Below are 15202 nucleotides of genomic sequence, written 5' to 3'. Positions count from 1 at the left end.
AAGACGTGCTTAACATCGAAAGTGGAGCAGATCATGAAGCTGAATTCGACACAGGTTAAACAAACCCTGAGCCAGTTCCAGGCCGAGGTTCTTCCCGACGATCATCCGGCGGTCGCCCAACTGAACAATCTGTTCGGCAACCACACGTTCTTTCTGGATACCCGCGGCCTCAAGGTTCTCGAACCTACCGGGGCGCCGGAGACGGAAGCCCAAAGCGGCGAAGTCGTCAGTCTCGCCGACTGGAGCGATGCGACGCTCACAAGCCTGAGGCCGCATGAACCGGAAATGACGGGTGTAGTCGTGGTGCTTGAGCCGAGCAGGCATTGATCTGCATCGTCATTGCGAGGAGCGAAGCGACGAAGCAATCCATGCTTGCTTTGCGGCTATGGATTGCTGCGCTTCGCTCGCAATGACGGTGGCTGATCGCCCCTCCGCCCAAGCAATTTCGCGCGTCAATCCACCACGATCTTGACGCGGTCGCGGGTCTTGACCTGGGCGTTGGCGTCGAGACCGTTGAGGATGCGGAAGCGCTGGGCCGGGCGGTCGACGCCGGACATGCGGTGCGAGAGCGATTCCACGGTGTCGCCGGGCTGCACGGTGATGACTTTTATGCGCAACGGACGTGCCGCCTGAATCTCCTCGAGCGTCAGGCGGCGGAACGAGTTGACGGTCTCGCGCGCGTTGCGCTCGCTTTCGGTGGTCTTCTGCTTGGCGGCAAAAATGAAGCGGTAGACGTCGCTGCCGAAGCGCAGCGCGTAGACCTTGAACTGCCACTGGTCGCCACTCGCCGAGGCCGACGCCGCCGGGAAGCCGTTGATGGTGAGGTCCTCGGTCGAGGCCTTCTCGACGCCTTCCATCCAGCCGGAATTGAGGTAGTCGCCGAGCGTCTGCTCGGCCGGCACCCGGACCACGTCGAAGCGCATCGCCTGCGTGCCGCCTTCGCGGACGCCGATCACGGCCTGCGCGGTGTTGTCGAGCGTGAACGTGTCGGGGGCGGCAAACGTGAAACCGAGCTTGGGATGCAGGAAGCGCCGGCCGCGCACAAAGCCTTCGCTGGGGTCTTCGCCATAGACGATGTTGTCGATCGCGGCGAGATAAGTCTCGCGGTCGCGCTCGCCGCCCTCCGGCGAAGAGAACTGCCGGGCCGAGTTCTGCGCATTCTGCACGCGCTCCGGGGTTGCCGGGTGCGACGACAGAAAGTCCTGCGCGCGAGGATCGAGCGAGGTCTTGCCGGCCTTCAGCGCTGCGTTGCGCTCCATCGCGCTCAGGAAGCGCGAGGCGCCATAGGGATCGAAATGCGCGCGCGCCGAAATACCGACGCCGATGCCGTCGGCCTCGAATTCCTGGGCGCGCGAGAAGCTCGCCATCGTCAGTTTTGTTTTCGCAAGCGCCAGCGCGGTCAGATCCGGATCGTTGCTCATATCGGTGACGACGCGGGTGACGACGGCCGCCTGCCTTGCCTTGTCGTCGCGGATCGAGGCGTGCTTGGCCAGCACATGCGCCATTTCGTGGCTCAGCACCGAAGACAATTCCGAGGTGTCGCTGGCGAGCGCGATCAGGCCGCGCGTCACATAGAGCTGGCCGGTCGGCAGTGCGAACGCGTTGACCGCGCCGGAATTCAGGATTGTCACCCGATAGGCCTGGTCGGGACGGTCGGAGGCCGCGACCAGCCGGTCGACGGTCTTGCCGATCAGCGCCTCCAGCTTCGGATCGTCATAGGCGCCGCCATAGGAGGAGAGGATGCGCTCATGCTCGCGCTCGCTCGCCGGCGTCTGCGCCACGGTGCGGTTCGGTTTGGCGGGCGAAGTGGCCGTCGTCGGCGCTGCGGTCTCGAACCGGCCGCCGACACTGCCGCAGGCCGACAGCGTCAAAGCAGCGCACAGCACGGCCGGCGCAGCCAAAAGGCGGCGGCCTGTACTTCCCTCGCGCCGTCCTGAACGCTTCGTCACGTCAGCCCACTCTTCTCTTCCGAACGAGCTAATTCCCGCCGAGTACTTCAATCTGTCCCACCCGAAGCACGTCGATCCGTGGCCCACCCCGCGCCTCGACATAGCCGCGGACACGAATCCGTCGATTTTCGAAGGACTTAGGCGACAGCCCGGCCGCCTCGAACGCCGGTATCATGCGCCTTGAAATAGTCACAGCAAAGTCCCGTGTCCAGTTCCGGCCAAAATTCAGATAGGTCGTTGCCCCTGCCTGCCGCACGGACAAAACCCTGCCCTCGACCACCGTAAAGCGCCCAATCCCGGCCAAAATATCGCCGGGACTTTCCGCGTTTTTTATGGCCGCCGGATCAGCCCAGGTTCCCCTTTTGGCCCGGCGCGCCTCGGCCTCGGCGGCCGCCAGTTCCGCGGCGCAGTCCTTGTCGGCCATTTCGGTCGAAACCAGCGCCTCCCCGCGGCGCAGCAGCTCGCTTTGTACCGGCGTCTCGGAACCCGGCAGGAACACGAAGGCGGACTGGCGGCCATAACGGTCCGGCGCGTCGTCGTCGCCGTGCAGTGTCACATCGCGCCCGGTAACGATCGAAGACAGGGCTGCCGCGCCCGCCGTTTTGGTTTTGTCCGAGGCGGCGGACACGATGCCGGCGAGACGGACTTCGCGGCCGTCATCGAGGCGAAAACTGCGCGCGTCGATCACGGCGGCGACGCGGCCTTCGCCTTGCGGTTCGAAGATGCAGCCGGCGGCGTTGGCGGGAGTGGTGGCCATGACGGCCGAGCCACATATCAGCATGACCGCGATGTGCGAACTGTGACGGTTGTGGTCCACGCGTCTCATATCGTTGGTGTCTGCTCCTTGTGATATCATCATACCGCATCATCAATCCTCATGGTGAGGAGGCGCGCATGCGCCGTCTCGAACCATGAGGCCTCCGGTGATCCTCTCTGGCTTCGTCCTTCGAGACGCTTGCTTTGTAAGCCCCTCAGAGTCTCTCTCAAAAAGAGATCCATGAAATAGCGCCTTGGTACCGAACGTCGTCATGCCCGGCCTTGTGCCGGGCATCCACGTCTTCTTTCTTTAGAGCGAGAAGGAAGACGTGGATGGCCGGAACAAACCCGGCCATGACGAACTCTACATGAGGCGCCATTCCGCTTAACGGAAAAACGCATGCGAGACGCGCTCCGCGCGCGCCTTGCCGCTGTGGGAGCCATGCGGCATGATCGCGCCGAGTGAAATTCGAAGCCGCTGGCAATGCGGCAGCCAAGAAAAGGGAGGCCTTCATGAAACGGTTTGTCACGGGCATTTTCGCCGCTGTCTCGGCGATCAGCCTGGCGATGTCGAGCACGGCTGCGCTGGCGCAGGCCAAACCGCCGCTCAAGCTCGGCGGCATCCTCGACATGTCGAGCCTGTATGCTGACATTACCGGCCCCGGCAGCGAGTATGCGGCCAAGATGGCGGTGGAGGATTTCGGCGGCGAGGTGCTCGGCCGCAAGATCGAGATCATCGCGGCCGATCATCAGAACAAGGCCGACCTTTCGGCCAACATCGCCCGCGACATGTTCGACAATCAGGGCGTCGAAATGCTGTTCGACGTCGCGGCGTCCGCCACCGCGCTGGCCGCCGGCGAGATCGCCAAGGCGCGCAACAAGATCGTGATCTTCAACGGCCCCGGCTCGATCCGCCTCACCAACGAAGCCTGCGGTCCCCTGACTGTCCATTATGTGTTCGACACCTACGGCCAGGCCAATGTGACCGGCCTGGCTTCCGTCAAGCAGGGTCTGGACAGCTGGTACTTCCTGACCGCGGACTATGCGTTCGGACATGATCTGGAAAAGGATACCGGCAATGTGGTGGCGAAGTCCGGCGGCAAGGTGCTCGGCAGCGTGCGGCATCCGCTCAACACGTCCGACTTCTCCTCGTTCCTGCTGCAGGCGCAGTCTTCCAAGGCCAAGGTGATCGGCCTCGCCAATGCCGGCGGCGACACCATCAACGCCATCAAGCAGGCAGCCGAGTTTGGATTGATGAAGAGCGGCCAGAAGGTCGCGCCGCTGCTCGCCTTCGTCACCGATATCGACAGCATCGGGCTGGAGACCGCGCAGGGCCTGCTGCTCGCCGAAGCGTTTTACTGGGACCTCAACGACGATACCCGCGCGTTCTCAAAACGCTTCATGGATCGCATCAAGCGCGTGCCGACGTCGGCGCAGGCCGGCGTCTATTCCTCCGTCACGCATTATCTGAAGGCGGTCAAGGCCGCGGGCACCACCGATTCGGCGGCCGTCATGAAAATCATGAAGGAGACGCCGATCAACGACATGTTCGCCAAGAACGGCAAGATCCGTGAAGACGGCCGCATGGTGCACGACATGTACCTGTTTGAAGTCAAGAAGCCGTCGGAATCGAAAGGCCGCTGGGACGACTACAAGCTGCTGGCGACCATTCCCGGTAACGAGGCGTTCCAGTCGCTGGAATTGTCGCGCTGCCCGCTGGTGAAGAAATAGAAATTGGGACCTCGTCATTGCGAGCGAAGCGAAGCAATCGATAGCGCGGCAAGAAGATAGAATGGATTGCTTCGTCGCTACGCTCCTCGCAATGACGTTGAGAGATTTCAACCAACAATAACCACGAAAGAACCCGCACATGAGCCAGAACGAAATGGTCCTCCAGCAGCTCGACCAGGGCTTGCTCACCATCATCATGAACCGTCCCGACCGGCGCAACGCGCTCAATCCGGACATGACGCGTGGTCTTGTCGAGGCGGCGCGGCGCGCGGCCGAGGATCACGAGGTGCGCGCGGTGCTGCTGAAGGGCGCCGGCGGCACGTTCTGCGTCGGCGGCGACGTCAAGTCGATGGCGGAGGGGCGGGCGCCGCTGTCGTTCGAAGCCAAGATGGTCAATCTCCGCCGCGGCATGGAAGTCTCGCGCATCCTGCACCAGATGCAAAAGCCCGTGGTGGCGCAGGTCGATGGCGCCGCGGCCGGCGCCGGGCTCTCGATCGCGCTCGCCTGCGATCTGCGGATCGCCAGCGCGTCCTGCAAGATCACGACGGCGTTTGCAAAGGTCGGACTGTCCGGCGACTACGGCGGCACGTATTTTCTCACCCAAATGCTCGGCAGCGCCAAGGCGCGCGAATTGTATCTGACCTCGCCGGTGCTCAGCGCGCAGGAGGCCTACAATCTCGGCATGGTGACCAAGGTGGTGCCCGACGCGGAAGTCGAGGCGGTCGCGTATGATCTGGCGCTGTCGCTGGCGCAGGGCCCGTCGATCACGCTCGGCTACATCAAGCGCAACATCAACAACGCCGAGACGATGTCGCTGGAAGAATGTTTTGACGCCGAGGCGATCCACCATTCGCGCTCCGGCGAGACCCTCGATCACAAGGAAGCGGCAAAGGCGTTTGTCGAGAAGCGCAAGCCCGTGTTCCAGAACCATTGAGGTAGTGACATGGCCGGGTATATGAGGTTGCGGCAGATCTGCCTGGTGGCGCCGAAGCTGGAGCCCGTGATTTCGGACATTGCCGCGATCATGGGGCTGAACGAGTGCTTCCGTGACGGCAACGTCGCCAAATACGGCCTGGAGAACGCGCTGCTGCCGGTCGACACCATCCTGCTCGAAGTGGTAGCGCCGTTCCAGCCGGGCACCGCGGCGGGGCGCTTCATCGACAAGAATGGCGGCCGCGGCGGTTATATGGCGATCTTCTGCTGCGATGACCCGGATGCCTACGGCAGGCGCGCCAACGAGATGGGCGTGCGCACCGCGAACGTGATCACGCACGCGCCCTATCACGGCGTGCAACTGCACCCGCGCGATTGCCGCGCCGCCTTCATCGAGTTCAACCACACCGAAGGCAGCGACGACATTCTGGGACCCTATCCGCCGGCCGGCCCCGACTGGCAGAAGTCGATCGCCAAGGATGTAACGCTGGCGCTGACCGACGTCGAGATGGAAAGCCCGGAACCGGAGGTGCTGGCCGCGCATTGGGGCCAGATCATCGGCGTCGCCGTGAGCAAGAACGCGAAGGGCGAGCCGGAGCTGAAACTGCCCAATGCCAGCTTCCATTTCGTCAAGGGTCCGGCCGATCTGATGAGCGGGCTGACGTTCAAGGTTGCCGATATCGCCAAGGTGCGGGATGCGGCCAGGGCGAAGGGCTGCAAGGTGACCGGGGACGGGTTTGATCTGTGCGGGGTGAGGTTTAATCTCACGGCGTGATTGACGCGCGTTCACCCAGTCGTCATGCCCGGGCTTGTCCCGGGCATCCACGTCTTTAAAGTCCAGCGGAAAGCAAGACGTGGATGGCCGGGTCAAGCCCGGCCATGACGGAGATAGGCGCATCCCCCATGCCGCATCCGCTCGACAGTTTCTTCGCGCCCGACAGCATCGCGCTGATCGGCGCCTCGCGCGATCATGAGAAGATTCCGGGGCGGCTGCTGTCGATGCTGCGCAAGAACGAGTATCCGGGCAGGATCTATCCGATCAATCCGAACTATCCCGATATCGACGGGCTGCGATGCTACAAGACAATCGCCGAGGTCGGCGCGCCGGTCGATCTCGCCATCATCATCATTCCCGCCCCCGCCGTGGTGGGCGCGCTGGAGCAGTGTGCCGCGGTCGGCGTCAAGAATGCCGTCATCATTTCCTCCGGCTTTGCGGAGGAAGGCGGCGACAGCGTTGTCATGCAGGACAAGATCGTCGCGATTGCGAAGCGCACCGGCATGCGGATTTCAGGTCCCAATGCCGAAGGTTTCCTGAGCGAAGTGCAGAAGGTCGCGGCGACCTTCAGCCCGACGGTCGACGTCAAGCCGGGTCATGTTCCGCTGGTCGCGACCACAAGGCGGATCGCCATTGTCGCGCAAAGCGGCGGCATCGGTTTTGCCATCAAGCATCGCGCCAAGGCGCTCGGCGTTGCGATCAGCTATTGCGTCAGCGCCGGCAATGAAAGCGATCTCGGCGCAGGCGAATTTCTGGATTACATGGTGCAGGATGCTTCCACCGACGTCATCCTGCTGTTCATCGAGGGCATCCGCGACGTCGACAAATTCCGCGCCGCGGCCCGCCGCGCCGCGGAAATGCGAAAGCCCGTCATCGTGACAAAAGTCGGCCGTTCCGGCGCGGGCGAGCGCGCCGCGGCCTCGCACACCGCCAGCATGGCCGGATGGTCGGCGGCCTATGACGCGGTGTTCGCCAAGTATGGCTTTATCGTCTCCAACGATCTCGACGAAGCGGTGACGATCGCCGCGGTGCTGACGACGAACCCGCTGCCGAAGGGCGACCGTGTCGCGGTGCTGACCGTGTCCGGTGGCGGCGGGATCTGGGGCGCCGACACCGTCTCAATGCAGGGGCTGAAGGTTCCGGAACTGTCGCAGGCCGTCCAGAATCAGATCAAGCAGTGGATGCCGTCCTATGGCGCCGCGGGCAATCCGATCGATGTTACCGCACAAGGCGTCAGCAGCGGCGGCCTGCAGAAGACCATCGATCTGCTCGCCGTCTCCGACGAAGTCGACGCCATCCTGGTGGTGCTGTCGCTGTCGAGCGAGGTGCGGATGTGGTTCAAGGAGGCCGAGCTGAAGCCGGTGATCTCGGCGCAGAACAAGCCGATCGTGTTCTATTCCTACACGCTGCCGTCGGCATTCGCGCGCGGAGAACTCGCAAAATCCGGCGTCGTGGTGCTGTCGGGCCTCACGCATGTCGGCGTCGCGATGCGGGCTCTGGTGGAGTATTCCAATTTCAAGCTGGCGGCGCTTGCGGATATGGCGACAGTGCCGTCACGCGATCTATCCGCGCATCTGACATCACCGGCGCTGTCGGAGTTCGACAGCAAGTCGCTGCTGCGGGATGCCGGCATTGCATTGCCGGACGAGATGCTGGTGACCGAGCGGGGCGAACTCGACGCCGCAATCGCCCGCGCGGGCTTTCCGCTGGTCATGAAGATCCAGTCGCGCGACATCCCGCACAAGAGCGAGGTCGGCGGCGTCCGCGTCAATATCACGACCAAGGGCGAAGCGTTTACGGCCTACGGCATGCTGCTCGACAGCGCGCGAAAACACCGGCCGGATGCCGCGATCCAGGGCGTGCTGGTCGGGCCGATGGCCAAAAAGGGCGTCGAGATCATCGTCGGCACGCTGACGGACAAGGTTTTCGGGCCGGTCATCATGGTCGGCCTCGGCGGCATCACCACGGAATTGTTTCGCGACGTGATCTACCGGCCGGCGCCGGTGAGTGCGGAAGAGGCGACGGTGATGCTGGGAGCTCTGAAGGCAGCGCCGCTGCTGAACGGGTTTCGTGGCGCTGCTAAGGCCGATGTGGCTGCATTGTCGCGGTTGATTTCAGAGCTGTCGGTGCTGGCGGCGCAACATGCGAGTGAGATTTCGGAGATGGAGATCAATCCGGTGCTGGTGCACCCGGAGGGGCAGGGCTTGACGGTTGTCGATGCGTTAGTCGTACGCAAGAACTAACAACACGTCGTCCCTGCGCTTGCTTCCCTCTCCCCTTGAGGGAGAGGGTGGACGCGATGCGCAGCATCGCGGACGGGTGAGGGGTTCTCTCCTCACGGTAAGACGCGGGTGAGGATAGAGACCCCTCATCCGGCGCTTCGCGCCACCTTCTCCCACAAGGGGAGAAGGAAGAAGAGACTACCGCCCCTTGAAGTTCGCGACCCTTCGCTCGGCCGTGGCCTTGACGCCTTCCTTGAAGTCTTCGGTGGCGCGCAGGCGGGATTGTTCGGCGAGTTCGTGGTTGGTCGCGGCCAGCACGCGGTCGGCGAGGCCGGCGCGCATGGTGGCGCGGGTCGAGAGCAGGCCGAGCGGCGAGCATTCGGCGATTTCAGCTGCGAGCTTCATGGCCTCAGTGCGCACCTGATCCTGCGGCACGCAGAGGTTGGCGAGGCCCATTTTGGTGGCCTCCTCGCCGGTGATGCGGCGGCTGGTGTAGAAGATCAGTTCCGCGTTGTTCTTGCCGACGAGTTCGGGAAGCGTCGTGGTCAGCCCGAAGCCGGGATGAAAACCGAGTTTGGTGAAGTTGGCGGCAAAGCGCGCTTCGGGGCAGGTGACGCGGAAGTCAGCCGATACCGCAAGACCAAGGCCGCCGCCGATGGCTGCGCCCTGGACCGCCGCGACGACCGGCTTCTTGGCGCGGAAGATGCGCACCGCGTGCAGATAAAGACTGTTGATCGAACCGAGGCTGTCGGCGGGGTCGCCCTTTTTGGCTGCTGCCGCCTCGGCCGCTTCCTGCTCCTGCCGCTTCGGATCGCTGAAATTAGCGCCGGCGCAAAACGCCTTGCCCTGGGCGGCGAGAACCGACGCGCGGATCTCGATATCCTGATCGAATTCCTCCAGCGCATCCGCGATCTGGTTGATCAGCGAAATGTCGAAGAAGTTCAGCGGCGGCCGCTGGATTTCGATCAGGCCGACGTGGCCGTGCTTCTCGACGCCGATATCCGTGTATTTTGCCATTTTGTTTCCTCGTTGAATGAACGCAAGCCAGGCCGCGCGCTAGCGCAAACCAAGCCCGCGGGCGATGATGCCGCGCAGCACTTCGGTGGTGCCGCCCTGGATCGTCAGTTTTGGTGCGGTCTTGATCGCGAACGAGAGCTGGTTCTCCAGCGTCTCGCGGTTGGTGGCGGTTTCCTCGACGAACGCCGCAAGGTCGCGCACCCGGTGCGGCAGCGCCTGTTCCCACACCGTGCCGATGTCTTTGACGATGGAGGCTTCCACCACCGGCTCCTTGCCGGCCTGCAGCATGCCCGCTACCGACACCGACATGCGCCGCATCGTGTGCAGCTGCGCCACCAGTCGGCCGATGCCTTCGGCGCTGCGGGTATCCGGGTTGTTGCCGACGGCGCGGACCAGTTCGGTCAGCACGTAATAGGTCTCGAGAAAACGTTCCGGGCCGCTCCGTTCATAGGCGAGCTCCGAGGTTGCCTGCTTCCAGGCGCCGTCGACTTCGCCGAGCACGTGATCTTCGGGGACGAAGAAGTCGGTGAAAACAACCTCGTTGAACTCGTACTGGCCGGTGATCTGCTGGATCGGGTTCACCTCGATGCCCGGCTGCTTCATCTTGACCAGAAACTGCGTCAGGCCGTGGCGGCGGTTTTCTTTCGTGGGCGGTGACGTCCGAAAGATCGCGATCATGTAGTCGGCGATATGCGCCGACGAGGTCCAGATCTTGGTGCCGTTGATCAGGTAGCCGCCGTCGGTCTTGGTGGCGCGGGTTTTGGCCGCGAACAAATCGGAGCCGGAGTTGGGCTCGCTCATGCCGATGGCAAAGCAGACCTCGCCGCGGCAGATGCGCGGCAGGATGTCCATCTTGATGTTCTCGGGCGCGTATTTCAGCAACACCGGGCCGCTCTGACGGTCGGCAACGAAGAAGCGCCGCGTCGGAGCGTTGGCGACGCGCATCTCTTCGGTGACCACATAGCGTTCGAGGAACGAGCGCTCATGGCCGCCATATTTCTTCGGCCAGGTCATGCCGAGCCAGCCCTTGGCGCCGACCCTTCGGGAAAATTCCGGCGCGTCGGTGTCTTCGCGGTTGGGCTGGTGCGGATCGAAGGTGCCGGCGGCGATTTCCTCGGCGAGAAAGGCGCGCACTTCCTTGCGAAGCTGTTCACATTCGGGCGGCAGGCGGATCGGATCGAAACGGAGGGCTGCGGTCATGGTGCGTCTCTATGCAGGCAAACGGTTGAGAAAATCAGCGCGAGGCCACCAGCGGCCACAATTCATCGGCGCCGCGGTTGGCCACCAGTCTGCCAAGCTCGACCGCCCAGTAGCTTTCCGAGCCGAAATCGTCGCGCCATCCCAGCGCCCGCAGCGAGTAGCGATGCAGAATGTGCTCGCTGGTGAAGCCGATCGCGCCATGCACCTGATGGGCGATGCCGCCGCCCTTTTCAGCTGCTTCCGAGCAGCGGATTTTGGCCGATACCGCTTCGAGGAACACTTCGTCGTTGAATGAAGTGGCGTTGGCGATGGCATCTGCGGCCGAAGTCGCTGCAGCCAGCGCCGCGGCCGACTCGCCCGCGAGCCGCGCCAAATTGTGCTGCACCGCCTGGAATTTCGAAATCTTCTTCTCGAAGGCGACACGCTCGTTGGAATAGCGCACGGAAATTTCCAGCATCGATTCCAGCGCGCCGGCGATCTGCAGGGAGCGGGCGACGCCGCCCATCAGCATCAGATGGGTCTGCTCAAAACCTTTCGGCGCCGGCTTGGTCGTCACCGGCTGCACCTTGTCGAAGGTCACGGTGTCGCTGTGATCGCCACCGAGGCCGAGGCCGGAATCGATCCGGCACTTGGCGGCTTCAACGAGCGCGATCGAGAGACCCTTGGCATCGCCGGCGACAACCGCGATGTGCTTGGCGGCTTTCGCAAACGGCACGCCGCGGGCCTTGCCCGACAGGCTGCCATCGGCATTGAGCGTGATGCGGTCCTTCGGGCTTGCGGGCGCGACCGTCATTTCGCCGTCGGGCGAGGAGATTTTCGCCTGCGCCAGCAGCCATCCCGCCAGCATGGTTTCGGCCAGCGGTACCGCGACCGCAAAACGTCCGGCGGCGCTGAGAACGGAAAAGCCCTCGGCAAGGCTCGCGCCCGAACCGCCGCAATCCTCCGGCACCCAGGACAGCGGCAGGCCGGATTCGCTCAGCGCCTGCCAGAGCGGGGCCTTCCACGCGCCGTTCTTGTCGCGATTGATGGTTTGGGCGTCGGCGAGATCGGCGAAGATCTTCTCCGCGGTCTCGGCAACGATGTTCTCACTCTCCGCCACAGCGTTCCTCATCTTGATTGGCTCAGTCTATTGGCACCGGGCCCGGCTGTTCCGCCGGCTTCAGGTGCGGTCTTTTCTTGCGCTTTATGATGCGGAAAAGCCATAGCCCTGACAAGCGCTGCCCGCAGGGCCGCCTGCGGCGGCGGCATACAGAGCGACAGGCGAAGAATAAATTCCGCGCGACGGATTTCCTCGATTTGCAGGGACTTTGCCCCGCGATATGGTAGACGCGGAAATAGGCTCGAACAAAGTTTCAAAACAAAAAGAGGAAATGCGGATGTCGAAGGATGGTTTGTGCGCGATCGTAACGGGTTCGGCATCCGGCCTTGGGGCTGCGACCGCGGCCATTCTGGCCAAGGGCGGTGCGCGTATCGTCGTCAATTACTCCAACAGCAAGACCGAGGCCGAAGCGACCGCTGACCTCTGCCGCACGGCGGGCGCCGAAGTCATCGTGGTGCAGGGCGATGTTTCGCGCGACGAGGACTGCAAAAAGATCGCCGCGGCTGCCGCATCCTGGGGACGGCTTGACGTCCTCGTCAATAATGCCGGCACCACCAAGCATGTGCCGCACGACAAGATGGATGATCTGACGGCGGAAGATTTCCAGCGCATCTATGCCGTCAACACCATCGGCCCGTTCCAGATGATCCGCGCCGCGCGCGCGCAGCTCGAAGCGGGCGCCAAGGCCGCCGGGCGGGCGTCCGCCGTGGTCAACGTGTCGTCGGTGGCCGGCATTTCCGGTGGCGGCTCGTCGGTCGCCTATGCCGCGAGCAAGGGCGCGCTCAACACCATGACGCAATCGCTGGGGCGCGCATTGGCGCCGTTGATCCGCGTCAATACGGTATGCCCGGGCTACATCGATACGCCCTGGTTCACCAAGGGCCGCGGCGAGGCCGGCGCCAAGGCGGTGCGGGATTCGGTGATTGCGAAGGTGCCGCTGAAGACGGCCTCAACGGCCGACGATATCGCGCAACTGGTCTGCTTCCTCGCCTCGCCGGCGTCGGGACAGATGACCGGCGAATTCGTGCGCATGGACGCGGGGATGCATTTGGTTTTGTGAGGATGCAATCATTTGTCGTCCCGGCCTTCGCCGGGACGACGGATAGTTTTTCTATCTGTTGCCCGGATCCGAAATCACGCGGCTGGCCACCAGCCGATTCCAGATGAACAGCACGATCAGCGCGCCGATGGTGGCGGTGACGAAGCCGGCGCCCTGGTTGGCGCTGTAATAGCCCATCGCCTGGCCGATGAAGGTCGCGAGAAACGCGCCGGCGATGCCGAGCACCGTGGTCAGGATGAAGCCGCTCGGGTTGTTGGGGCCGGGCGAAAGCAGGCGCGCGATAATTCCGGCGACAAAGCCGACGACGATGACCCAGATAATGCCACCCATGGCGATGGTCCTTTGCAATGTTCTATGAGGGAGAATGCGGCGCGCGAGCGCGCCGCGGTATCAAAGCCGGCCTGAGATTTCGTTCTCGTCCGGCAGCCTTCCGTCCGGCGTCAGGTGATTGATCACGTCGGGCAGATACTGGCTGAGACCCTGCAGCAGATCATCGCGCGACATGCCGGTCTGCGAGGACAGCGATTCGATCTGATCGGCGCCGAGCGCGCTGGCGAGATCGCCCGGTGCGATCTCCTTGTTGGGGCCGTTGCTGACCCATGAACTCGCCGCGTCGCCCTGGCCCTTTTCCTGAAACTGCTTGAGCAGGTCGCCGAGACCGCCACTGAGGATGCTGCCGGCGGCGCCGCCCGCGAGCAAGCCGCCGAGGCCGCCCTTCATCAGATCGCTGAGGCCGCCTCCGCCCATGGCGTTACCCAGGCCGTCGGGCAGGCCCGCAGTCACGTTACCGGGCAGTTTCGGCGGGGCAGAAGGCGTCGACGGCGCTGCACCGGGCTGACTGCCGCCGAAATGTTTCACGGCTTTCCAGGCCAGCAGGGCCAGGATCGCCATGGTCATCGGCGACATGCCCTCCTTGCTGTCCGATTGCGCGTTCGGGTTGCCGGGGCCGCGCGGGCCGTTCTGCATGCCGTTGAGTATGTCGAGTAAACCCATGGTGGTCTCCTGCAGCGTGGTCAGCCCCCGGGCGAAACATAACGGTGGCCCATGACGGTTACAAGGCGCGCCCGGATAAGCGTTTGCGCCTTCGATAGGCACCGGGTGCCGGTTCTGCTATCGAAGGGCCGGCAATAGAGACAATTGAAGATGAACGCAGGCCGAACGATTGGCGTGGCGGGCGCGGGCAGCATCGGCTGCTTCGTCGGCGGCATGCTGGCGGCCGGCGGCCGCCGTGTCGCCTTGCTGGCACGCCCGCGCGTGATCGCCGAGATCGAGGCCAGGGGCCTGCGGCCGACGAGCTTTGAAGGTTTCGATCAAACGCTTGATGCCAAGAAGCTCACGCTGTCGGATGATCCCGCGATCCTTGGGGATGCCGACGTCGTGCTGGTGTCTGTCAAAAGCGCCGATACCGCTGACATGGCGGATATCATCGCACGGCACGCTCCATCAGATGTCATTGTCGTCAGCCTGCAGAACGGCGTCGGCAATGTTGCGGTGCTGCGCAATCGCTTGCCCGGCCGGCGCGTGCTCGGCGGCATGGTGCCGTTCAATGTGATCACGGCAGGCGAGGGGCGGTTTCATCGTGCGACGTCGGGCGACATCGTGATCGAACAGGACGCCGCCGGTACCGCCGAAAAGCTTTCAGTGCCCGGATTGAACATGCGCCCCACCGGCAATATCGACGGCGTGCAATGGGGCAAGCTGCTGCTCAATCTCAACAACGCGCTCAATGCGCTGGCCGATCTGCCGCTGCGCCGCCAACTCGCACAACGGCCCTGGCGGCGATTGTTTGCCGAGCAGGTGACGGAAGGATTGGCGGCGATGCGCGCAGAGGGCATCAAGCCGGTTTCGCCGATGCCGCTGCCGGCGGGCTGGATGCCGCCTTTATTGCGTTTGCCGGATATGATCTTCGAAGCCGTGCTGGGGCGGACGATGAAGATCGATCCCGAAGCGCGCTCCTCGATGTGGGAAGATCTGCAACGCGGCCGCCGCACCGAGATCGACTATTTTCAGGGCGTCATCACCGAGATCGCCGAGCGGCGCGGGCTGGACGTGCCGCTGTCGCGCCGGGTCGTCGAACTGATCCGCAAAGCCGAGGCCGCCGGCCAGGGTTCGCCGGGGCTGACACCGGATCAGATCCGCAGATGAAGCGGTTGGTTGCCTTGAAACGGCGCCGATGCGCGCGAGTCTTGCCGGGGAGCGTTCACTGGGAGAAGCGGGATGACACCGACACGAACAGCCTCTCTGACGATCGCCGCCTTTCTTGGCTGGCTATCCGTGCTTCCCGCGTATGCCGTGCCGCCCGTTGCGACGCCGTCGCCGGGCTATGAGGCGCGGCTGCAGGAGCAGCGGGCCGCCGCGGCGCGTGCCCACAGATCGGTCGCGCCAGTGCCAAAGCCGCCGCGCCGGACCAAGCGCGTGCGGTGAACTGATCGGGTTGATGCGAGGGTGATTGCGGGTTGA

15 protein-coding genes are annotated in these 15202 nt (G+C 63.8%); 8 read left to right on the top strand and 7 right to left on the bottom strand.

The features are described from left to right. Window positions 1-33: 33 nt before the first annotated feature. Entirely contained in the window at window positions 34-327 is a 294-nt protein-coding gene (locus tag JQ574_RS06575; RefSeq protein ID WP_212209754.1) for a hypothetical protein, read from the top strand. A gap of 125 nt (window positions 328-452) precedes the next feature. Here the strand turns inward: JQ574_RS06575 and JQ574_RS06570 are convergent, their stop codons facing one another. Then, window positions 453-1949, bottom strand: coding sequence for a M48 family metalloprotease (locus JQ574_RS06570; protein WP_312014586.1), 1497 nt, complete (start codon window positions 1947-1949; stop codon window positions 453-455). A 28-nt stretch (window positions 1950-1977) separates the two neighbouring features. Beyond that, window positions 1978-2730, bottom strand: coding sequence for a thermonuclease family protein (locus JQ574_RS06565; RefSeq protein ID WP_249119161.1), 753 nt, complete (start codon window positions 2728-2730; stop codon window positions 1978-1980). Between the two features lie 488 nt (window positions 2731-3218). Here JQ574_RS06565 and JQ574_RS06560 point away from each other — a divergent pair, with 488 nt between their 5' ends. From JQ574_RS06560 to JQ574_RS06545, 4 genes are all read left to right on the top strand, one after another. Next, entirely contained in the window at window positions 3219-4436 is a 1218-nt protein-coding gene (locus JQ574_RS06560) for an ABC transporter substrate-binding protein (protein ID WP_212209752.1), read from the top strand. A gap of 139 nt (window positions 4437-4575) precedes the next feature. Next, complete coding sequence (locus JQ574_RS06555; RefSeq protein ID WP_212209751.1) at window positions 4576-5370, top strand: enoyl-CoA hydratase; 795 nt, start codon at window positions 4576-4578, stop codon at window positions 5368-5370. 9 nt (window positions 5371-5379) lie between these two features. Then, a complete protein-coding gene (locus JQ574_RS06550; protein ID WP_212209750.1) occupies window positions 5380-6144 on the top strand; it encodes a hypothetical protein in 765 nt (254 codons plus the stop codon). 128 nt (window positions 6145-6272) lie between these two features. After that, entirely contained in the window at window positions 6273-8387 is a 2115-nt protein-coding gene (locus JQ574_RS06545; protein WP_212383402.1) for an acetate--CoA ligase family protein, read from the top strand. 177 nt (window positions 8388-8564) lie between these two features. Here the strand turns inward: JQ574_RS06545 and JQ574_RS06540 are convergent, their stop codons facing one another. The 3 genes from JQ574_RS06540 to JQ574_RS06530 are packed head-to-tail and all read right to left on the bottom strand — an operon-like array spanning window position 8565 to window position 11682. Next, complete coding sequence (locus tag JQ574_RS06540; protein ID WP_212209748.1) at window positions 8565-9383, bottom strand: enoyl-CoA hydratase/isomerase family protein; 819 nt, start codon at window positions 9381-9383, stop codon at window positions 8565-8567. Between the two features lie 39 nt (window positions 9384-9422). Further along, a complete protein-coding gene (locus tag JQ574_RS06535) occupies window positions 9423-10583 on the bottom strand; it encodes an acyl-CoA dehydrogenase family protein (protein WP_212209747.1) in 1161 nt (386 codons plus the stop codon). A 34-nt stretch (window positions 10584-10617) separates the two neighbouring features. After that, complete coding sequence (locus tag JQ574_RS06530) at window positions 10618-11682, bottom strand: acyl-CoA dehydrogenase family protein (RefSeq protein ID WP_212209784.1); 1065 nt, start codon at window positions 11680-11682, stop codon at window positions 10618-10620. 277 nt (window positions 11683-11959) lie between these two features. Here JQ574_RS06530 and JQ574_RS06525 point away from each other — a divergent pair, with 277 nt between their 5' ends. Beyond that, window positions 11960-12742 carry an SDR family NAD(P)-dependent oxidoreductase gene (locus tag JQ574_RS06525; protein ID WP_212209746.1) on the top strand — a complete coding sequence of 261 codons (783 nt, stop codon included), beginning with the start codon at window positions 11960-11962 and terminating at the stop codon, window positions 12740-12742. Between the two features lie 51 nt (window positions 12743-12793). On the opposite strand, the gene JQ574_RS06520 is transcribed toward JQ574_RS06525, so the two are convergent. After that, entirely contained in the window at window positions 12794-13072 is a 279-nt protein-coding gene (locus JQ574_RS06520; RefSeq protein ID WP_212209745.1) for a GlsB/YeaQ/YmgE family stress response membrane protein, read from the bottom strand. Between the two features lie 60 nt (window positions 13073-13132). Next, on the bottom strand, window positions 13133-13735 hold the full coding sequence (locus JQ574_RS06515; RefSeq protein ID WP_212209744.1) for a YidB family protein: 603 nt from the start codon (window positions 13733-13735) through the stop codon (window positions 13133-13135). A 150-nt stretch (window positions 13736-13885) separates the two neighbouring features. Here JQ574_RS06515 and JQ574_RS06510 point away from each other — a divergent pair, with 150 nt between their 5' ends. Together JQ574_RS06510 and JQ574_RS06505 are read left to right on the top strand one after the other, a co-directional pair. Continuing rightward, window positions 13886-14887 carry a 2-dehydropantoate 2-reductase gene (locus JQ574_RS06510; RefSeq protein ID WP_212209743.1) on the top strand — a complete coding sequence of 334 codons (1002 nt, stop codon included), beginning with the start codon at window positions 13886-13888 and terminating at the stop codon, window positions 14885-14887. A gap of 72 nt (window positions 14888-14959) precedes the next feature. Next, window positions 14960-15166, top strand: a complete 207-nt coding sequence (locus JQ574_RS06505) for a hypothetical protein (RefSeq protein ID WP_249119142.1) — start codon at window positions 14960-14962, stop codon at window positions 15164-15166. Window positions 15167-15202 lie beyond the last annotated feature (36 nt).

This window comes from Bradyrhizobium sp. AUGA SZCCT0158, from assembly GCF_018130065.1.
Classification (GTDB): domain Bacteria; phylum Pseudomonadota; class Alphaproteobacteria; order Rhizobiales; family Xanthobacteraceae; genus Bradyrhizobium.
This window is presented reverse-complemented; position numbering and strand designations above follow the sequence as displayed.